This window comes from Gordonia sp. NPDC127522 (assembly GCF_042672305.1).
GTDB lineage: Bacteria > Actinomycetota > Actinomycetes > Mycobacteriales > Mycobacteriaceae > Gordonia > Gordonia hongkongensis.
In genome coordinates, this window is record NZ_JBHXVK010000016.1 from 93,973 (window position 1) to 113,866 (window position 19,894).

Sequence of the window (19,894 nt, forward strand, 5' to 3'; positions counted from 1 at the left end):
ACACGTGTCGCACCGGCGCGGAGATGTTCGTCCGTCCGGTGCACGAGAACAGAACATGGAGGTCTGCGATGAGCGCTCAGCCCGAAGTCCACGAGTTCCAGGCCGAGACCCGGCAACTGCTGGATCTCATGGTCCACTCGATCTACTCCAACAAGGACAGCTTCCTGCGCGAGCTGATCTCCAACGCGTCCGACGCACTGGACAAGTTGCGGCTGGAGTCCCTGCTCGACAAAGACCTCGACGTCGACACCTCCGACCTCCACATCACGCTCGACCCCGATGCCGAGGCCCGGACCCTCGTCGTGGCCGACAACGGCATCGGCATGACCCGCGATGAGGTCGTCGGCCTGATCGGCACGCTGGCCCGGTCGGGCACGGCCGAGTTGCGCCGGTCGCTCGCGGAGGCCCGCGCGAACGGGGTGTCCGACGCGGCGGCCGAGGAACTGATCGGACAGTTCGGCATCGGCTTCTACTCGACGTTCATGGTCGCCGAGAAGGTCACGCTGGTGACCCGCAAGGCGGGGGAGAGCACCGGCACCCGCTGGGAGTCGACCGGCGACGGAACCTACACGATCGACGACGTCCCCGACGCCCCGCAGGGCACCTCGGTCACGTTGGCGCTCAAGCCCGTCGACACCGAGGATCACCTCTACGACTATTCGGATCCGACCAAGCTCCGCCAGCTCGTGAAGCGGTACTCGGACTTCATCGCGTGGCCGATCCGGATGGACGTCGAGAAGACCGTTCCGGTGGAGACCCCCGACACCGAGGCCTCCGACGCCGACGACGCGGACGAGAAGAAGGCGCCGGAGACGAAGACGGTCGTCGAGGCCGAGACGATCAACTCGATGAAGGCGCTCTGGGCCAAGTCGCGCTCGGAGGTGACCGACGAGGAGTACCAGGAGTTCTACCGGCACGTCTCCCACGCCTGGGATGCGCCGCTGGAGACCATCACGCTGCAGGCCGAGGGCACCTTCGAGTACCAGGCGCTGCTGTTCATCCCGACGCAGCCACCGTTCGACCTGTTCATGCGCGACAGCAAGGTCGGCATCCACCTCTACGTCAAGCGCGTCTTCATCATGGACGACTGCGCCGAACTGATGCCGGAGTACCTGCGCTTCGTCAAGGGCGTCGTCGACGCGGCCGACCTGTCGCTGAACGTGTCCCGCGAGATCCTGCAACAGGACCGCCAGATCCGCGCGATCCGTCGCCGGCTCACCAAGAAGGTGATCTCGACGGTCACCGAGATGCGCGCCGGCCGGCCCGACGACTACCGCACGTTCTGGGATGCCTTCGGCCGGGTGTTCAAGGAAGGTCTGGTCAACGATCCGGACAACCGTGAGGCGCTCCTCAAGGCCTCGTCGTTCGCGACCACCCACTCCGAGGACGAACTGACCACGCTCGCCGACTACATCGGCCGGATGAAGAGCGGTCAGGACACGATCTACTACATGACCGGCGAATCGCGTCAGCAGATCGTGAACTCGCCGCACATGGAAGCGTTCCGCGCCAAGGGAATCGAGGTCCTCGTCCTGTCCGATCCCGTCGACGAGATGTGGGTCTCGGCGGGTGCGGAGTTCGACGGCAAGTCGTTCCAGTCGATCGCCAAGGGCGCCGTCGACCTCGACGGTGACGACGAGGACGCCGACGATTCCGCCAAGGAGGAGCAGAACAAGACCTACGCCGACCTGCTGGGGTGGCTCACGAGCACCCTCTCCGACGACGTCAGTGAGACGCGACTCTCGTCGCGCCTCACCGAGTCGCCGGCGTGCCTGGTCGGTGACACGTTCTCGATGTCTCCGCAGCTGGAGAAGCTCTACCGGGCGTCCGGTCAGGAATTCCCCAAGTCCAAGCGGGCACTGGAGCTCAACCCTGATCACCCGCTCGTCGCCGCGCTGAACAAGGCCTACGGAGCCGGGGATCACGAACAACTGGTGCCGACGGCGAAGCTGCTGTACGGCATGGCCGTCATCGCCGAGGGCGGTGAGCTCGACGACCCGGCCGAGTTCGCGAAGCTGTTGGCCGGTCGTCTCACCGAGTCGTTCGCGGCGAGCGGACCGTCGGCCGGTTCGGAGTCCTGATCGGTCTGTCCAGACCACGGGTACGCCGCACGTGAGCCGCCGAAGACGGATCGTCGTCTTCGGCGGCGTCGCGGCCGTCTTGGCAGTGGTGCTGGTCGCCGCGCTCGTCGTCGGGCTGGCCCGCGAGGACGAGCGGGCGGCCACCCCGTCCGAGGCGGTGCAGACCTATCTCGACGCGCTCGCCGATGCCGACGCCGACGCGGCTCTGGGTGTCATCGATCCGCGCCCCGACACCCGGTTCCTGTCCGACAACGTCCTGCGGGCTCAACGCGCCGCGGCGCCGCTGGGCGACATCGAGGTCCGGTCTGCTGCCGACGGTGCGCGGGAGGAGAACGTCCGGGCGAGATACCGGATGGGTGCCCGGGTCATCGAAACCGAGATCCGGACCGTTCGGGTCGCCGATGGCTGGGCCGTCGTCGACGGCGCGATCGCGGTCCGGATCGAGTCGCTGCGGGTCGTGCGACCGACGTTCTTCGGCGGCGAGGTCGAGGAAGGGGACACGGTGCACGTGTTCCCCGGACCGCAGCGCTGGGGCTCGCGCGACACAGACTTCGTCGCGCGCGCAGCGGATGACGACCATCCGACCACGCCGCGAGGACCGATGTCCGTCCGCGTCGTCGGCGAACTGAGCGCCACCGGCGCCGGAGCCGTCAGCGATTCGGTGTCGGCGCATCTGACCGCGTGTGCGGCGTCGACTCAGGCCGATGCGGGTCGGCAGGTCGCGGGCTGTACCCAACGGTTGTACCGCTCCGCGGTGGACGGCAGTGTGCGGTGGACCGCGCCGAAAGACCTCTCCGGCCTGCGCTACCTGCTCCGCGATCCGGGTTCGGATGCGAGGGGGGACAGCAGCACTCGGGACGAGTCGGATCTGGGTGTCGTCGACGTCGTCGGCCCGGTGCGCTGGCGGGTGTCCTACACGCCCGAGTACGACGCGGACGGGCCCCGGGTGGAGACCGTCGACGAGCAGTACCTCGTGGGCCATGTCGACCTCACCGAGAGCAGTCCCGAGTTCGTCACCGACGGCTGACCCGTCGAGCTCCGACGAGGGTGGGGTCAGCGCGGTTGCAGCCGAAAGACCGGGATGCGGCGGTCGGTGCGCTTCTCGTACAGATCGAAGTTCGGCCACACCGCCCGCAGCGTCTGCCAGGCCGCGTCCCGCTCGGCGTCGACCAGTTCGGTGGGCACCGCCTCCGACACCTCACCGTGGACGATGATCTCGATCTCGTCGGCAGCGCGGAGGTTGAAGACCCATGCCGGCATCTTGGGACCGCCGAAGTAGGAGCCGGCGATCAACCAGTCCGACCCGTCCGGGACGGCCAGGAGTTGCGTCGTTCGGATCGCACCGCTCTTGCGGCCCGGGACCCGGATCGTGATGTTCGGCAGATCACCGATGTCGAGCAGGGTCAGCCGCTGTCCCGACACAGATTGAAGAACGCTGTCGCACTTGACGATCTGCGGGAGGAAGCGAGGCATCCAGGAGATCGACCCGATCTTCACCGCCAGTCCGCGCCGCACCTTCATGCGCCCAGTGTGTCACGGGGATTCGGCGAATCGACGTCGACTCCCCGGACCCGTGTCGACTCTCCGCCGGCGCCGTGACGGTTCGGTGGCCTCCGGGCGGATGGGCACCGAGGTAGCGTTGCGGTCCGTGACGACCGGTGACAGCGTGACGCGCATCTTGATCGACGGCGGCCAGACCGGAACCCGCGTGCGGATCGAGACGCCCGACGGTGGTTCCGACCACGATGCGCCCCCGATCCGGACCGACCGACCGGTCGTGGAGCAGATCGCCGCAACCGTGCGGAACATCCTTCGAACGGCGGAGGCGAGGTCGGGTCCCGACGGGTCGCCCGGCCCGTCGGTGGTCGCGGCCGGCGTGTCCGGACTGACCCCCGGCGCTTCCCGCCCCATCGATCTCCTCGCCGCGCTCGGCGACGCAGGCGTCGACTCCGTTGTCCTCGCCCATGATTCGGTGACCGCGTATCTGGCCGCGAATCGTCGCGAGTTCGGCGCGGTCACCGCGGTCGGGACGGGCGTGGTCACCCTCGGGGTCGGCCGGGGCGGTGTCTGCCGGGTGGACGGCTGGGGATACCTCTTCGGCGACGCCGGCAGTGCCTACTGGATCGGGCGGTCGGGCGTCACCGCGGCGCTGCGCGCCTTCGACGGCCGGGGCCCCGAGACGGTACTCCGCGTGGCCACCGAGGAGGAGTTCGGTCCGCTGGCCGAGTTGTACATGTCGGTGCAGGCCGACCCCGACCGCGTCGCACGCATCGCCGCGTTCGCCCGGGCGGTCGACGCCGCGTCGGAGGCCGGGGATGCGGTGGCCCAACAGGTCATCGACGACGCCGCCGACGAACTGGCGACGTCGGCGATGACCGCGCTCGACCGCAGCGGCCGCGGGCCCGGCGACCCAGCACGCGTGAGCTGGGTCGGCGGCGTGATGTCGGCCAGTGATCGACTCCGAAACCGGTTCGCCGACACCATCTCTCGCCGATCCCCCGAGGCGTCCGTGGAACCGCCGCACGGCCCGCCCTTCGACGGCGTCCGACTCCTCACCGATCTGGACGCCGCGCACCCGCTGGCCGAGCACGTCTACCGGGCGACCTCTGCTCCCTGAGCGTCAGAACCGCGTACCCCTTTCCCTGCGGCTGTTTCTGCTCCCTGAGCAGCGCCCGGAGCTTGCGGAGGGCGCGTAAGCCCCCCGCTCCCTGAGGAGCGCCCGGAGCTTGCGGAGTGCTCGGCTGTTTCTGCTCCCTGAGGAGCGCTCGGAGCTTGCGGAGTGCGCGTCACGAAGGGTCCTGGCGACCGAGCTCGGGAGACCCTTCGTGACGCTCGCAAGCTCGCTCCTCAGGGAGCAGGGGCGGGCTCGCTTGCTCGTGGGAGCGGTGGAGCCGCCCCGCCGACTCAGCGGCCCTTGAACTCGGGTTTGCGCTTCTCGAAGACGGCGGTGATGGCCTCGGTGAGGTCCTCGCTGGGCAGGAACGCGGAGTTCCACGCGGCGACGTAGCGGAGGCTGTCGTGGACGGCGGCGCTGCGCGAATGGTCGAGAACGGACTTGATGCCGTGGACCACGAGCGGCGGGTTGTCGGCGATCTCGCGGGCGGTCGAGCGGGCGAGCTCGAGTACGGCGGTCTGATCGTCGGCGACGTCGTTGACCAGACCGATCTTCTCGGCGCGGGCGGCGTCGATGTCCTTGCCGGTCAGCGCCAGCTCCCGCATGTGACCGTCGCCGATGATGAACGGCAGGCGCGCGAGTGTGCCCACGTCGGCGACCATCCCGACCTTCACCTCACGCACGCTGAACTTGGCGTCGGCGCTGGCGTAGCGCACATCGGCCGCGCAGATCAGGTCCACACCGCCACCGATGCACCAGCCGGACACGGCTGCGACGACCGGCTTGCGACAGTCGGCGACCGCGGTGATGCCGGCCTGCAGTTTGCGCAGCGAGTCGAGGAACTCGGTGCGCGGCGCCGCTTTCGCGTCCCCGGCGAGGACGGCCGACAGCGTCCCGCCCATCGCGACGAGGTCGAGGCCGTAGGAGAAGTTCTTGCCCGACCCCGTCAGCACCACCGCGCGCACTTCCGGATCGGTGTCGAGGTGCCCGAACAGCTCCGGGAGTTCCTGCCAGAAATCCGGTCCCATGGCATTGCCCTTGCCCGGGCCGATCAGGGTGACCTCGGCGATGTGGTCGGAGACGGTGACGTCGAACGCGGTCCAGGCGCGGTCGTTCCAGGCGTGGTCTGTCATGCGAGGGAGCCTACTCGGCGGTCAGAACCGGCCGTGTCCGGATCCGCCGACGGCAACCGACGGCGACCGGTCGCGGCGAGAGCGGTGCGTCGACCCTGTTAGATGGGCACATGAGCGGATACATCCAGGAGGACATCGACCCGGACGAACTCGCGCACCGGACCGAACTCGCGTCCGCGATCGCGGGCAGCGTGCGGGACTTGATCGATGCGACGGTACGCACCGAGGTCGGTGAGACAGACATCGCGGAGGCGAGGCGGCTCATCGCCGCCGCCACCGAGATCCTCCGGAAGGACCAGCTGCCAGGCCCGTTCGGCATCCGATTCAACTCCGACGGCACCAAACGGTCCTGGGGCAATGCCGTTCTGGGGCGGCGGAACCCGATCGCACCGCCGGTCGAGCTCCACCACGAATCCGAGTACAGCTGGCTCGAGGTCGCACTCGGTCCCCAGTACGAGGGTCCGGCCGGGCTCGTCCACGGCGGCGTGCTCGCGCTCGTCTTCGACCAGCTGCTGGGCTCGACCGCGGAGTTCCAGGGTGTGCCCGGGATGACCGGCACCCTCACCGTCCGGTATCGGCGCGGTACGCCGCTCGGGGTGATCCGCGGCGAGGCGCGCGTCGATCGGGTGGAAGGTGTGAAGACGTTCGTCACAGGGACGATTTCGGTGGACGGCCAGGTCACCGCCGAGTCCGAGGGGATCTTCATCCTGCCCCGGTGGGCTCGCGGCGAGGTGCCCGACGCCATGCGGAACTCGGTCGGCGAGGGCTGAACGCCCCGCCGGCCGGCCCGTCGCCCGTCGACCGGTCAGATCTCCGGGGGAGTCGATCGCGGCCCGGCGGGTGAGTAGCGCGCACACAGGAACGCGCCGTTGCGTGCGAAGTCCTGCAGCTCGAAGTCGTAGGCGCGCGGGAAGAGTGGTCGGCCCGACCCCAGCGTGACGGGCGCGATCGACACGATGACGTCGTCGAGCATTCCGGCTTCGGCGAACTGCGCGGCGAGGTCGCCGCCGCCCACGACCCAGATGTGGCGGTCGCCCGCTGCGTCGACCAGACGATCACGGAGGTCCGCGGGGTTGCCGGCGACCACCGAGATGGTGTCCGCCACCGGCGTGAGTGACTGATGGGTGAAGACGAACGTCGGTATGTCGTAGGGCCACGGCTTCCCGTCGGAGACCTCGTGGTCGAGGATCCACCGGTAGGTCGTCGCACCCATGACGGCGACACCGACCTGCCGGAAGAAGTCGTCGTAGTTCATCGGCCCGCCCTCCTCGAGCGGCTGGCTGAGCAGCCAGTCGAGGTTGTCCCGGTCGTCGGCGAGGAAGCCGTCGAGGGTCGTTGCCGTGTAGTAGCGGAATGCCATCAGAATCCTCCGGAGTGTTTGCGGTGCCACATGATCGGGTCGGGATCGAGAGTCGGGGTGGTGACGTCGACGCCGGCGTCCCGCAGCATCCAGCGGGCGACGAGCCGGCGGTGTGCGGAGAACGTCAACACATGCGCGACGATCTGGGAGAGCAGGAACGATTCAGGTGGGTCGCACAAGGCGTCGATCACGCGGTCCTGCCACGCGCCGCGTCGGTCGATGTCGCGGATCAGGGCGAGCCAGCGCGGTGCGATGTCGCGGTGCAACTCGATGAGGTCGGTCAGTTCGGTCGGTGCGCCCGGCGGCAGGTCGGCTCCCTCGATCGTCGACAACCAGGGGATTTTGTCGCCGACCAGATGGGAAATGACCTCTGCGAGAGACTCTTCCGGTCCACTCCAGGACAGTAGCTGGTTACCTGCGAGACGCGGCGCGGTCCACGACGCGGCGTCGAGCCCCTTCGCGGCGTCGAGGAGCGCCTCGATGTCGTCGAGGTCGTGGCGGATCATGAGCATCACCACGTTGCCCGCATCCTCGGTCGTGGGTGAGCCGCTGTCGACGTACAGCGCAGTGGGCGAGTGGAAGTGGATACCGTTCGGCGCCGGCAGCCAGTGACTGTGCTCTCCCACCGCACCCATGCGGCCGGGACTGTGTCCGAAGGCGCGGCTGAACGCACGCGAGAAGCCGTCGACCGACGAGTACCCGGACTCGAAGGCCACGTCGGTCACCGACTGTCCGCGCTGGAGGAGCCACGCCGCACGTTCGAGGAGAACGCGGCGTCGCAGAGCCACCGGTGCCTCGCCGGCACCGCGCCGGACCTGCCGGGTGAAGTGGAACGGCGACGCATAGGCGCCCGAGGCCATGTCGTCGAGCGAGGTGTTGTCCTCGGACAGCACCGCGTCGAGAAGCTGCCGAAGACGGTCACGGTCGGAAGAGGTCACCCTCTGAGTATGGAACCGCGAAAGCCGTTCCCGCCCGACCGAAATTGCTCCACCGGGCGGCGGTGCCGATCAGTCCCTCGTCAGCAGGGGGATCAGACGTTCGGTCTTGGCCTCGGTCCAGCCCGGCGGCTGCAGGATCTTGGCCCAGGCTGCCGGGATCGCGGACATGTAGTTGTGCCCGTGCCCGTCCGGGACGCCGACCGAGACCGCCATGTCGGCGCTGACCTGGAGGAAGGTCACGAACGGGATCCAGCGCATCGCCGACAGCACGTCGCGTCCGGGTTCCTCCTCGAGCCAGTCCGGCTCGCGGAGGATCAGTCGCGGGTTCCACCACGAGATCGGATCGGAGGCGTGCTGCAGATACACCGCGCGGCCCGACGGAGACGTCCACTCGGTGGTCGGGTTGTCGAGGTCCGGTGCGTCGGCGATGAATCGGACCTGTCGACCGTCATCGTAGGTGGGCAACACTTCCGGGGTGCCGTCGTCGCGTGACCCGGTCGTGTCCACCCACAGTTTGTTGTTGAAGGTCGGTCCGCTGAACAAGGCGCCGTCGGTGCGCGCGCTCAGCGCCGGGATGGTCCCGAATGCCGACTCGGCCGCGAACGAGCCGAGGCTCTCGCCGAAGACGACGAGCTTGGGGCGTTGGGCCTCAGGTACCTCGCGCACCCGTTCCGAGACCGCCTCGAAGAGCGCCTGCCCGGCCTGCCGCGCGCGTTCCTTGTCGACGAGGAACGACAACCAGCTCGGCAGGTACGAGTACTGCATGCTCACCGTCGCCGTGTCGCCGTTGTACATGTACTCGAGCGAGTCCACCGTCGCCTGGTTGATCCATCCGGTGCCGGTGGTGGAGGCGACCGCGATGAGTTTGCGCTGCAATCCGCCGGCGCGCACGAGTTCCTCCGCAGCGAGTTCGGCATTGGCACGCAGGTCGTCACCCGAGCCGAGCCCGACGTAGGCGCGGATCGGTTCCATGGCGGGGGACCCGTTGAACGCGCTCAGCTCTTCCACGGTGGGCGACACCGAGATGAAGATCCGGCCTTGACGCCCGAGCGAATCCCAGGTCACCAGCGAACCCGGACCGCCCGAACGCTGCGGCGTGGTCGGCGGACTGGAGTCCGCAGTCGTCTCGTCGTTGACCGCCGCGAACGACGAGTTCAGCGCCTGCATACCGTAGTTGGCGACGACGCCGTTGAGGACCAGCACCGTGACGATGATCGCGATGGTCGCCGCGGCGAAAGCCGAGATCCGCGGCGGCGCCACGCGATTGAGCTTCCGGACGAGCCACTTGACCCCGTCGCCCCACGCCTGCCCGATGGTCATCAGGAGGGCGAAGACCACCACGGCGACGAGCACGATCTGCGGGTAGGCCGTCCAGGACAGGAGGTCGACCCCCATCATCGTCCGGACCTGGTCCTGCCACCGCTGGAACGCGACCAGCATGACGACCGTGCCCGCGATCGCGGCCAGGCCCAGCGCCGCCCAGAGCCGGCGCATCGGCGCGGGCCAGGGTTCCTCCCGGGAGATCATGTAACGGATCAGCCAGGACACCAGCACACCGAGGCCGTACCCGACCGCGGCCGAGGCCCCGCTCACGATGCCCTGGAACAGCGGCCCGCGCGGCAGGAGCGACGGCGTCACCGACAGCCACAGGAAGGCGAGCGCGACCGTCAACCCGACGCAGGAATACCGGTGGAGCCGCCGCCGCCACCACGACGGCTTCTTTCCTTCTGCCGGGCCGGTGGCGCCGGACTGCTCCGGAACCGGTGCCTCGTCCGGTTCCGGAGCGGCAGGTGGTTGCGAGGTGGGCGTGGTCGACGACACGTGGGTTCCTCTTTTCTCGAGAACCCGAAAACCGTAACACCGATCGCGGTGTGGCAGCGGCGCTTACGGCGACCGTGACCGTCGTGCCATCCAGCGGCGTCCGTTACTTGACCTCGGACCGCAGAATCCGTAGCACCCCGAACGCCAGGGGCAATCCGATCCAGATCACTGCCGAGACGAGCATCCTCGCCCATTCGCCCCCGGTCGCCCAGTCGCCCTCTTGAAAGGGCACGTTCGTCAGGCCGGTGTCCACCCACTGTCCGAGGTTGTCCTTGAACCACGGGACCAGCTGACTGACCACGGTCAGTGCGGTGGGCAGCGCGAAGTAGGCGACAATCGCGCCCGGGGTGTTCAGGATCAGGGCGGCGAAGCCGAAACCGAGCAGCAAGCCGAAGGTCTGCGACACAAACGAATTCACGAACCCGGCGAGCGTGAGGTCCCAGGAGCCGGCGGGATCGGTGAACGCCAGACCGGCGATCCCGTTGCCGATGACGCCGAGGATGAGCGCGACCGCGACCGCCGCGACGGCGGTGAGGAGCGCCGCCACCAGCTTCGCTCCGACGACGCGCTGCCGCCGTGGCTCCAGGGTGAATGTCGTCAGCGCGGTACGTTGGCTCCACTCCCCGGTCACGAGCAGGATCGCGAGGATGGGCAGGATGATGGCGGTCGGGATGTTCATCATCCCGAAGAACTGTCCGAGGTTGAGGTTCTCGGGGCTGTTGCGGTTCGCGATGAGCATCGCGATCACGACGATCGCCGCGATGACTCCGATCGAGGCGGTCAGCCAGAAACCCGCACGCGTGTCGACGAGCTTGCGCAGTTCGACGCGGACGAGTCGGGAGAACGGGATTCCGGGGCGCTCGACGTCGATCACGTCGGTGTGTGGCACGGGGGTGCCGAAGTCGGCGAGGGTCATCGGGCTGCTCCTTCGAGTGTGGTGTGTTCACGCTGGGTGTCCGCGGTCAGCTGCAGGAACATCGCCTCGAGCTGAGCGCCGTCCGCGGGCCGCAGCTCGGTGAGGACGACGCCGACGGCGGCCGCGGCGCGGCCCACGTCGACGGGGTCGGCGTCGACATCGAGTCCGCCGGAGGCGTTGCGCTGCACGGTGATCCCGGCTGCGTTCAGCGCCTCGCCGAGGGTCGCGTCGTCTAGTGATCGGACGCGTGTCCCGGCGCCGGCGAGCAGTTCGTCTTTGGTGCCCTGGGCCACGATCCGGCCGTTGCCGATCACGACGATGTCGTCGGCGACGATCTCGATCTCGTGCAACAGGTGCGACGACAGCAGCACCGTGCCACCGCGATCGGCGTACCCGCGCAGCAGGGTTCGCATCCAGTGGATGCCCGCCGGGTCCAGTCCGTTGGCCGGTTCGTCGAGCATCAGGATCTTCGGGTCCCCGAGCAGGGCTGCGGCGATACCGAGACGCTGGCGCATGCCGAGGGAGTAGTTGCGCACTCGTCGCCCGGCCTCCTCCGGGGTGAGACTGACCAGCTCGAGCATCTCGTCGACGCGGTCCTGGCCGATGCCCATGGTCATCGCCGACAGGCGCAGGACCTCCGCGCCCGTCCGGCCGGCGTGCTGCGCCGAGGCGTCCAGGAGGATGCCGACCTGTGTGCCGGGATTCGGGATGGACCGGTAGTCGACGCCATAGAGTTGCGCCACCCCCGACGTCGGCGGCGTCAGCCCGGCGATGATCCGCATCGTCGTCGACTTCCCGGCGCCATTGGGGCCCAGGAATCCGGTCACCTGCCCGGGGCGGCAGGTGAAGGACACGTCGTCGACTGCGACGTAGTCGCCGTAGCGCTTCGTCAGATTCTTCACTGTGATCATGTCGTCCATCGTGTCGTTCCCGCACGGCGCGCACATCGGACCTCCGGACAGCGTCGTATCGACCGAAAGTCGTAGGGGTCGACACCCATCGGGAGGACGCGGGCACCACCGGCGCCCGACTACGGTGACGGTTGTGCGTCCTGAGCAGTACCAACCACCGATGACGTGGGCCGGCCGATTGTGGCGGCTCGCGGTGATGCTCTGCGTCTCGGCCGGCACCTTCGCCACCCGTGCGTCGTACCTGTGGGACGAGGCCCGGTGGTGGTTCGTGGCCGACCTCGCACTCGGGGTGCTCTCCTACATCGTCATCTGGTGGCGCCGAAGCCATCCCGTACCGGTCACGACGTTCACGAACATCGTGACCATCGTGTCGTCGTCGTCTCTCGGACCGGGCATTCTCGCCATGGTGTCCCTGTCGACCCGGCGTCGGTGGCGCGAGATCATCCCGCAGGCGGTGTTGTCCGTTGTCGCGGGGATCATCGCCCTCGCCTTCTTCGCCACTCCGACCGAGGCGAACGATCCCGTCATCATCAGTTACTCGGTCACGGCGGTCGCGACGGCGGCAATGGTCGCGTGGGGTCTCTACATAGGTTCGCGCCGTGAGCTTCTCGCCAGCTGGCAGGCGCGCGCGCTGGCCTCCGAGGCCGAACAGCAGGCGAAGGTGATGCAGGCGCGTTCGCTCGAACGGGCGCGGATCGCACGCGAGATGCACGACATCCTCGCGCATCGGATCTCGGCGATGAGCATGTACGCGGGCGCACTGGCCTACCGTTCGGACCTGTCCGGAGAGCAGATCCGCGAGACGGCGCAGACCATCCAGGAGACGTCGCACCTGGCGTTGACCGAGCTGCGCGAGGTGCTGGGGGTTCTGCGCGAAGGGCCCGGCGACGCCGCGCCCGAGGAACCGCAAGGGGTTCCGGACCTGGCCGCGCTGATCGAGGAGGCGCGCCGGCTGGGGATGCGTGTGGACAGCCGCTGCGACATCGATGTGAATTCGCTGGGCCCGGCGATCTCACGCACGCTGTATCGGTGTGTGCAGGAGGCCTTGACGAATGCGCGGCGTCATGCGCCGAGCGCGCCGGTGACCATGCACATCCGGGGCGGACCCGAGCACGGTGTGGATCTGCTCGTCGAGAATCCGCTACCGCTGACAGCGGGTTCGGCCGGTCCCACACCAGGATTCGGACTCGTCGGCCTGGCCGAGCGGGTCGGGTTGCACGGCGGCAGGCAGTCGGTGACCGTGAGCGAGGACAAACGGTTCCTGTTGCACGTCTGGTTACCGTGGCAGTCATGACCGCCCGCATCATGATCGTCGACGACGACCCCCTCGTCCGTTCCGGACTCCGGCTTCTCCTCGGCGGTGATGCCGGCCTCGACATCGTCGCCGAGGCGGGCAACGGGCAGGAGGCCCTCGACACCCATGCCACGGCGCCCGTGGATCTCGTCCTCATGGATCTGCGGATGCCGGTCCTCGACGGGATCGCGGCCACCGGCCGCTTCAAGGCACTGGCCTCGCCACCCGCGATCATCGTGCTCACGACCTTCGACGCCGACGACTACGTCGTCCGCGCACTCGCGATGGGTGCCGACGGATTCCTCCTCAAGGACACTCCACCCGACGACATCGTCGCCGCCATCCACCAGGTGCTCGACGGTCGACCGGCCCTGAGTCCCTCGGTGACCGCCGCATTGATCAAGCAGGTCGTCACCAGCGGCGGTCACCGGACGTCGTCCGCGGTCGAACGTATCGACCGACTCACCGCACGCGAGCGTGATGTGGCCGTCGAGCTCGCCCGCGGGGCGTCGAATGCCGAGATCGCCGAACGGCTCTACATGAGTCTTGCGACGGTCAAGGCGCACATCTCGCACATCTTCACCAAACTCGACGCGGGCAACCGGGTCCAGGTCGCGATCCTCATGCACGACGCCGGGATGGTGTGAGCGCCTCAGTCCGTCGAGACCTCCCCGGCAGTGCGTTCACCGATCGGCAGATGCGGGTTGGCCGTTCTCGCTGCCGATGACCGTACTGCCGGTCGGTCCGCTACCAGCGTGTGGCCCGAGCCAGTCCATCGGCGGCGCAGCCGTAACCGCGGTCTGGACTAGATCGGTGACTACCTGAAGGGCTATCCCGGCGATACGTGGCAACAACGCTGGGACGCATGCGAACTCAACACTGAACTGTTGCCCGCCAGCGACGCTTCCCCCACGGGCACAGCGACTGCCCGCGCCGAGTTCGCGCAGGGTCTCGAAGCGCTGTTCGCGCTGCGCGTGATCCGCCCGACATTGCAAGCCTTTCGAGCCAACAAACTGATGCGCTACTCCCACGAGTTCGCCCAGGCCGAGAACGATCCCGAGCTGGAGCGCTTCATCACCGCCGTCAACGAGACCGATGCCAGCGACAAGTTCGAACGGTGGGCCGTGTTCGACGTGTGCGCCGCGCTGACCTACCAAGGCATCCCGTTCGCCGATCTCACACCCGAAGCATTCATGGACTACGCAGTCCGCACACGCTCACTGACCGATCGCAACGGTGAACACCTCGGCAAGTACGTCGGACACCTGGCCTGGCAGATCCTGCACGGATGCGGGCACTTCCGAGCCTCAGCACCACCCACGCTGCGGGGTGCCCTACGGGCACCGCAGCTGACAACCGCACTGATGGTTGACCAGTATCCGGTCGCCAGCCAGCCGGTACGGCAGCTCCTCATCGTCTACCTCGATCGCCGCGGCGCCGAGATCGACTACGCCTCCCTGGCACGACAGGCACACCTCATCACGAAGCTGTTCTGGCTGGCGATCCAACAGTTCAACCCCAGAAAACCGACCTCCGCATCTCCCAAGAGCTCTACGCCCGGTGGCGAGAACACATCACGGTCTGCGATGACGCCAGCCCGCGCACCGACCGGGCAACTGTCCTCGGCGCGGTGCGGACCATGTATTTCGACATCAACCTGTGGGTCACTCACGAACCCGAAAAGTGGGCGCACTGGGCCGCGCACTGCCCCGTGCCACGCAGTGGCATCCGCATGCTGATGAACCACAGACACCGCGTCCGCGAAAGAACCCACCCTCGATCCGCACCCTGCAACCGCTGCCACCGGCACTCATCGACGCCGTCGCAATCCGGTACGAGACGAGACGTGGCGCACCCTCCTCGACACCGCCACCGATGTCGATGACCAGCAACAGTTCACCGTCGGCGACCGGACCTACACTCGCATCTACTCCCGCGAGGACCGCCGCCTCGCCGCTCAAGGCGTCGCGCCACGAGTCCGGGTGCACGATCACCAAGCTGACATAGGCATCGATGTCACCCGACCGGAAGACGCCGCGTTCTGGGGGGGGGGGTGGGGCCATCGTAGAAACATTGCGGCACAGCGGACTACGCATCAAAGAACTGACTGAACTGTCCCAGCTGAGCGTGCGACAGTACCGACGGCCCAATAGTGACGTCATGGCGCTACTGGTAGTGGCACCGTCCAAGACCGACCGCGAACGAGTGGTACCCACGTCTGCGGACCTGTTCCACGTCATCGCCTGCATCATCCGCCGGATCATTGCCTGGTCGAGCCGCGGTGCCGCTGGCCACCCGGTACGACAACTACGAACGCATCACCAGTGACCGCAGCCGTTCCTGTTTTAACGCCGCATCCGCCAACGCATCGAAGTGATGACCACCGGCGCGATCGGCACACACCTGCGGGCCGTGTGCGCCGACATCGCCACCACCGACCCCGCTTCGAAGGAATTCACTTCCGGCCCCACGACTTTCGCCGACTGTTCGCCACTGAACTGGTCAACAACGGCCTACCCATCCACGTCGACCCCAAGATGCTCTCGCGCCTCGACGACATCGAAGCCAGCCTTCTCGAGCGACGAGACCGCGCCCACACCGAGAACTGGATCGGCGAAATCGAAGGGATTGACCTCACCCTGTCGTTTCTGCGCGGCAAGAGAACCGAAGTGCAGCGCCGACTCCGGCGACACACCGACCTTGGACTGCCAACGACAGCCCACCCACCTGCTGGATCGGCCGCGCCCCCTAGTCCGTCAGCTGGGTGAACAGCTCAGCAATCTAGAGTGTCGGCGCTTCCGCTTCCTGCCAGGATGAAGTCGTGAGCAGCGATACCGCGGTAGATCGAGAATTGGCGACCTGGAACCGATCTTCCATCGCCTCCCGCCGCGAGCTGATCGTTGGGCGGTCGAAGCACTGCTCGAACCTGATTTCTTCGAGGTAGGCGCTTCCGGAGTGGTGTACACCCGACACCTCGTCCTCGCCGTCGTCGAACAGCGGTATCGCGATGGCCAGGATCCGAATGAAGCAGCCTGGACGATCACTGACTTTCGCTCCATGGCTCTTGCCACCGACGTGTATCTCGTCACCTACCGTTTGCGCTTCCAGGAGCGGTTGTCGCGGCGCTGCACACTATGGAGGCGGCGAGACTCGGCATGGAAAGCTGTCTACCATCAGGGGACGGCATGCGATCCAGCCGATGCCACCCCGAGTTGAGATGACAACATCGGCGGCTGGTCTCGCGTTCCACCGTCACGTCTGAGCCAAGGCCGCCAGGAGTTCAGCCGCCACGACGAGGACTTTGCCGCGACAGCGAGTTGATGGCGGCTTTAGTGTGGCGAACATGTCGGGGAAGACAAGCAGTGATGTGTCCGAGCACGGTGGGTGGGGTTTGCTGGCCCGGTGGATGCGCCCAGAACTGGCGGTGCTCAGTGTCGGGCTCGTTCTGGGTCTGGTCAGTACCGCCGCCCAGTTGATCAGCCCGCTGGTGACGCGAGAAGTGCTAGAGCGGCTGGAATCCCGCAGCTCGGTCCTCGGGGCCGCACTGGTACTGGTGGCGGTGCTGGTGGCCTCCACCGGAGTCGGGTATGTACAGATGGTGATGCTCGGGGCGATGGCTGAGCGGATCGTGCGCGCCACCCGGCGGTCGATGCTGGCCGCATTGTTGCGGGCGCGTATCGGCGCGACCCGTACCGCCGGCGAGATGGCCTCCCGGGTCACCTCCGACACCACCCTGATTCGAGAGACCGCCACCAGCAGCGTCGTGCTGCTGGTCAACGGGGTCGTGTCTCTGGTGGGCAGCCTGGCGTTGATGGCCTACCTCGATGTCGTCCTGCTCGCGGTCGCTGCGGTGGTGATGGGGCTGACGCTGGCGTTGTCGCTGGCGTTGATGCCCAGGTTGTCTCGTGTGCAACAACAGGTCCAAGAGCAACTCGGCCAACTCGGCGCGCGACTGGACGGCACCGTCCGCGCTATCCGCACCGTCAAGGCCTCACGCGCCGAGAACCGCGAGCTGGAAGCTCTTAACCGCCACGTCGATGACGCCCGCACACTCGGAGTCCGGGCGATCCGGCTCGAAGCCGCCGCCGACGTATTCAGCGGGCTGGCGATCAACCTGATGCTCATCAGCGTGCTCACCGTGGGTGCGTGGCGGGTATCAACCGGCGCGCTCGACGTACCCAGCCTCGTCGCCTTCCTGCTGTACGTGTTCGCCCTCAACGCACCCATCGGAATGATCATGGTGAGCATCCGGTCCGCGCAATCAGGGTTGGCCGCAGCCCGGCGCATCGACGAAGTCACCACACTCGAACGCGAAACCGACCCTCCCAGCGCGGGGGCGGATCATCGCATCAACCCGCACCGCCCGGTGCTGGAGTTCGACAACCTCACCGTCCGCTACACCCCCGATCAACCGCCCGCGCTGCGCTCGGTGAGCCTGCGTGTCCCGCGGCACGGTCACCTGGCATTGGTCGGCCCGTCCGGAGCGGGCAAAACTACGGTGCTCTCCACACTGCTGAGATTCATCAATCCCACCGCCGGACGGGTCCTGCTCGACGGCATCCCCTACGACCAGTGGACCATCCCCGCGGTGCGATCCCGGATCGGCTACGTCGAACAAGACGCCCCGCTGGTGCCGGGCACCGTCCGCGACAACATCACCTACACCGCCTCCAAGGCTTCCGAAGCAGACATATGGCAGGCCCTCGACACCGTCGCCCTCAGCGATAAAGTCCGGTCACTGCCCGATGGGCTCGACCACGAGATCGCCGCAACCACCCTCTCCGGTGGTGAACGTCAACGCATCGCGGTGGCCCGCGCGTTGCTGGCCCGCCCCGATGTGCTGCTACTCGATGAAGCCACCGCCCAACTCGACGCCCGCACCGAATCCGCCATCACCACCGCCATCCGACAACTCTCCGCCCACGGGGCAGTCATCACCATCGCCCACCGCCTGTCCACGATCATCGACGCCGACCACATCATCGTTCTCGACAACGGCACCATCCGCGCCCAAGGCACCCACACCGAACTCCTCAACCAAGACGCCCTGTACCGAGAACTGATTGCAGCACTGCGTATCTCAACACTGTCATCCTCGGGCGCCACGTGAGTCGACATTGCTTCTGCGGCCGCAGTATGTCCGATTGCAGAACAGGTCCGGAGCCCGCCGTGTGCGAGACAGGCATTATGCATCGGTACGTGATCCGCGACGCCAGACCTGAGGATGCGCAACAGATCGCTGCTGCCCACGTCGCTATCTGGAAAGCCACCTATCCGGGGATGGTCGACCAGACCAAGCTCGATTCCTTCGACGTTGCCCACGCACTCGCCCGACGTCGCCAATCCCTCGGCACCCACACAGCACAGGCCGCGCGAGGAATCCGCACCGTCTGCGCGGCACTCACCGCCACTGGCGAGATTGTCGGCTTCGCAACAAGCGGTCCAGCCCGCGATGACGACCCGCCCGCACCGACCGAGTTGTGGTCTCTCAACGTCCTGCCCGACCACCACGGCAGCGGCATAGCCCTCAAGCTGATGACCGCCGTTCTGGGCGGCGCCGCCGCCCCCACCTACCTATGGGTGTTACGCGACAACCCACGCGCAAGGGCGTTCTATCGCAAACACGGATTCGCACTCGACGGCGTCACCCGTTTCGACCCCGACTGGAACTGCCACGAAACCCGCATGACCACGACACATCTCAGCGGTGATTAGCGGTGGGCGTCGACGTATCTCGGGTGCGATGATCCAGGAATGGACTGTGAGGCCACCAGCAGCGACCCGATAGTGACCCGACCCGCCGAACCCGCCGACGCCAGCGAGCTTGAAGACCTCTTCGAAGAGTTGGGTCACCCGGCTACCACCACTCAACTGGCCACTCGCCTCACACGTGTGCAGTCCGATCCGACCTATCAGGCGTGGATCGCTGTGTCCGCGGCGCGCGTACCGGTGGGGTTCGCCGCCGGGCATCTCGTGCACCCAATCGAAGACGACCGACCGGCCGCGCAACTGATCGCTCTGGTCAGCAGTACCGAAGCACGCGGGACGGGGGTCGGCACCGCCCTGTGCCGCACCTTCGAGGCCTGGGCACTCACTCATGGCGCGCAGCGGGCAGTGGTCAACTCCGGGAACCACCGCCAGTCTGCGCACGACTTCTACCAGCGCCACGGTTGGACCCACACCGGCATCCGGTTCATCAAACAACTTCATTAACGCCACTCGCAATCGGCAGCGTCGGCGTCACACGCTTCGACCCCGACTGGAACTGCCACGAAACACGCAAGACCACCGCACACGACGAGTACCGAGCACCATCAACTGACGAAGCTCAAAAGGCGAGCCCGATCGACAACCCGGTTGTCGAGATCGAGGGCGATCGGGATCAAGAAGAGGATTGACCCGTACTGGAAGGCCTGTTCGTAGCGCCGGGCCGCCTGGCGGCGGTCTTCATGCCGAAGCCCTTCGATGCGGGCTTCTTCTCGGCCGGGGCTTTGTGGGCTGGGCTCTCGTCGAGCGCTTCCGGTGCCGCGGTCTTGGCCGCCGCGCCCGGCTTCTTGCCGCCCTTCATGCCCAGGCCGACCTTCGGCTTCGGCGCGGCCTCGGTGGTCGCGGCCGACGCAGTCGCCGCCGCGGGCACCTTCTCGGGCTCGGGTTCCGGCTCCGGCTCGGCGAGGGTGGGACGCGGTCCGAGGAACCGGCCGCCGAGCTTGACCTCGGTCCGGTCGCGCTTGACCGACTCGAGCAGCAACTGCGCGACGTCGACGACCTCGACCTTGCCCTCGGACTCGGTACCGCTCGTCCGGGCGGTCACACCGTCGGTGAGCAT

Annotated in this window: 20 protein-coding genes and 1 pseudogene; 12 read left to right on the plus strand and 9 right to left on the minus strand. The window is 67.4% G+C overall.

Going from position 1 to position 19,894, the window contains the following annotated elements; genetic code table 11:
* Positions 1–68 precede the first annotated feature (68 nt).
* Both htpG and ACFVHY_RS19915 read left to right on the plus strand, forming a co-directional pair.
* Complete coding sequence (gene htpG / locus ACFVHY_RS19910) at positions 69–2,081, plus strand: molecular chaperone HtpG (protein ID WP_390274964.1); 2,013 nt, start codon at positions 69–71, stop codon at positions 2,079–2,081.
* Positions 2,082–2,112: 31 nt separating this feature from the next.
* The gene (locus ACFVHY_RS19915) at positions 2,113–3,108 is read left to right on the plus strand and encodes a hypothetical protein (RefSeq protein ID WP_390274967.1); all 996 of its coding nucleotides are present in this window, start codon (positions 2,113–2,115) and stop codon (positions 3,106–3,108) included.
* Positions 3,109–3,134: 26 nt separating this feature from the next.
* On the opposite strand, the gene ACFVHY_RS19920 is transcribed toward ACFVHY_RS19915, so the two are convergent.
* Complete coding sequence (locus ACFVHY_RS19920; RefSeq protein WP_390274969.1) at positions 3,135–3,602, minus strand: nitroreductase family deazaflavin-dependent oxidoreductase; 468 nt, start codon at positions 3,600–3,602, stop codon at positions 3,135–3,137.
* A 100-nt stretch (positions 3,603–3,702) separates the two neighbouring features.
* On the opposite strand from ACFVHY_RS19920, the gene ACFVHY_RS19925 reads away from it, so the two are divergent.
* Positions 3,703–4,698 (plus strand): N-acetylglucosamine kinase, encoded by a 996-nt coding sequence (locus tag ACFVHY_RS19925; protein ID WP_390275006.1) that lies wholly within the window; start codon positions 3,703–3,705, stop codon positions 4,696–4,698.
* 287 nt (positions 4,699–4,985) lie between these two features.
* On the opposite strand, the gene ACFVHY_RS19930 is transcribed toward ACFVHY_RS19925, so the two are convergent.
* Positions 4,986–5,828, minus strand: coding sequence for a crotonase/enoyl-CoA hydratase family protein (locus tag ACFVHY_RS19930; RefSeq protein WP_390274972.1), 843 nt, complete (start codon positions 5,826–5,828; stop codon positions 4,986–4,988).
* Positions 5,829–5,938: 110 nt separating this feature from the next.
* Between ACFVHY_RS19930 and ACFVHY_RS19935 the strand changes: the two genes are divergently transcribed.
* Positions 5,939–6,598 carry a PaaI family thioesterase gene (locus tag ACFVHY_RS19935; protein ID WP_390274973.1) on the plus strand — a complete coding sequence of 220 codons (660 nt, stop codon included), beginning with the start codon at positions 5,939–5,941 and terminating at the stop codon, positions 6,596–6,598.
* Positions 6,599–6,633: 35 nt separating this feature from the next.
* On the opposite strand, the gene ACFVHY_RS19940 is transcribed toward ACFVHY_RS19935, so the two are convergent.
* From ACFVHY_RS19940 to ACFVHY_RS19960, 5 genes are all read right to left on the minus strand, one after another.
* The gene (locus ACFVHY_RS19940) at positions 6,634–7,188 is read right to left on the minus strand and encodes a dihydrofolate reductase family protein (protein WP_390274975.1); all 555 of its coding nucleotides are present in this window, start codon (positions 7,186–7,188) and stop codon (positions 6,634–6,636) included.
* The gene (locus tag ACFVHY_RS19945) at positions 7,188–8,126 is read right to left on the minus strand and encodes a helix-turn-helix domain-containing protein (protein ID WP_390274978.1); all 939 of its coding nucleotides are present in this window, start codon (positions 8,124–8,126) and stop codon (positions 7,188–7,190) included. The genes ACFVHY_RS19940 and ACFVHY_RS19945 overlap by 1 nt, the downstream gene beginning before the upstream one ends.
* 69 nt (positions 8,127–8,195) lie before the next feature.
* Positions 8,196–9,947, minus strand: a complete 1,752-nt coding sequence (locus tag ACFVHY_RS19950) for an alpha/beta hydrolase (RefSeq protein ID WP_390274980.1) — start codon at positions 9,945–9,947, stop codon at positions 8,196–8,198.
* A 103-nt stretch (positions 9,948–10,050) separates the two neighbouring features.
* Entirely contained in the window at positions 10,051–10,863 is an 813-nt protein-coding gene (locus ACFVHY_RS19955) for an ABC transporter permease (protein WP_390274982.1), read from the minus strand.
* Positions 10,860–11,774, minus strand: coding sequence for an ABC transporter ATP-binding protein (locus ACFVHY_RS19960; RefSeq protein WP_390274984.1), 915 nt, complete (start codon positions 11,772–11,774; stop codon positions 10,860–10,862). The genes ACFVHY_RS19955 and ACFVHY_RS19960 overlap by 4 nt, the downstream gene beginning before the upstream one ends.
* Before the next feature lie 160 nt (positions 11,775–11,934).
* Between ACFVHY_RS19960 and ACFVHY_RS19965 the strand changes: the two genes are divergently transcribed.
* The 4 genes from ACFVHY_RS19965 to ACFVHY_RS19980 all read left to right on the plus strand — a co-directional run bounded on the left by ACFVHY_RS19965 (position 11,935) and on the right by ACFVHY_RS19980 (position 15,396).
* On the plus strand, positions 11,935–13,068 hold the full coding sequence (locus ACFVHY_RS19965) for a sensor histidine kinase (protein ID WP_390274987.1): 1,134 nt from the start codon (positions 11,935–11,937) through the stop codon (positions 13,066–13,068).
* A complete protein-coding gene (locus ACFVHY_RS19970; protein WP_390274988.1) occupies positions 13,065–13,715 on the plus strand; it encodes a response regulator in 651 nt (216 codons plus the stop codon). Before ACFVHY_RS19965 ends, ACFVHY_RS19970 begins: the two co-directional genes overlap by 4 nt.
* A gap of 240 nt (positions 13,716–13,955) precedes the next feature.
* A complete protein-coding gene (locus ACFVHY_RS19975) occupies positions 13,956–14,807 on the plus strand; it encodes a hypothetical protein (RefSeq protein ID WP_390274990.1) in 852 nt (283 codons plus the stop codon).
* Positions 14,808–15,228: 421 nt separating this feature from the next.
* Positions 15,229–15,396, plus strand: a complete 168-nt coding sequence (locus ACFVHY_RS19980) for a hypothetical protein (protein WP_390274992.1) — start codon at positions 15,229–15,231, stop codon at positions 15,394–15,396.
* Between the two features lie 185 nt (positions 15,397–15,581).
* On the opposite strand, the gene ACFVHY_RS19985 is transcribed toward ACFVHY_RS19980, so the two are convergent.
* Positions 15,582–15,761: a hypothetical protein gene (locus ACFVHY_RS19985; RefSeq protein WP_390274995.1), complete on the minus strand. Its 180-nt coding sequence runs from the start codon at positions 15,759–15,761 to the stop codon at positions 15,582–15,584.
* Between the two features lie 175 nt (positions 15,762–15,936).
* On the opposite strand from ACFVHY_RS19985, the gene ACFVHY_RS19990 reads away from it, so the two are divergent.
* The 4 genes from ACFVHY_RS19990 (at position 15,937) to ACFVHY_RS20005 (ending at position 19,281) form a co-directional block, all read left to right on the plus strand.
* Positions 15,937–16,284 carry a DUF4440 domain-containing protein gene (locus tag ACFVHY_RS19990; protein WP_390275007.1) on the plus strand — a complete coding sequence of 116 codons (348 nt, stop codon included), beginning with the start codon at positions 15,937–15,939 and terminating at the stop codon, positions 16,282–16,284.
* A 127-nt stretch (positions 16,285–16,411) separates the two neighbouring features.
* Positions 16,412–18,178, plus strand: coding sequence for an ABC transporter ATP-binding protein (locus tag ACFVHY_RS19995; RefSeq protein ID WP_390274997.1), 1,767 nt, complete (start codon positions 16,412–16,414; stop codon positions 18,176–18,178).
* A gap of 89 nt (positions 18,179–18,267) precedes the next feature.
* Positions 18,268–18,783 (plus strand): GNAT family N-acetyltransferase, encoded by a 516-nt coding sequence (locus ACFVHY_RS20000; RefSeq protein WP_390274999.1) that lies wholly within the window; start codon positions 18,268–18,270, stop codon positions 18,781–18,783.
* A 177-nt stretch (positions 18,784–18,960) separates the two neighbouring features.
* Positions 18,961–19,281: a GNAT family N-acetyltransferase gene (locus ACFVHY_RS20005; protein WP_390275001.1), complete on the plus strand. Its 321-nt coding sequence runs from the start codon at positions 18,961–18,963 to the stop codon at positions 19,279–19,281.
* 169 nt (positions 19,282–19,450) lie between these two features.
* Here ACFVHY_RS20005 and ACFVHY_RS20010 read toward each other — a convergent pair.
* Positions 19,451–19,894 (minus strand): annotated as a pseudogene (locus ACFVHY_RS20010) (Fe-S oxidoreductase); the annotation flags it as partial.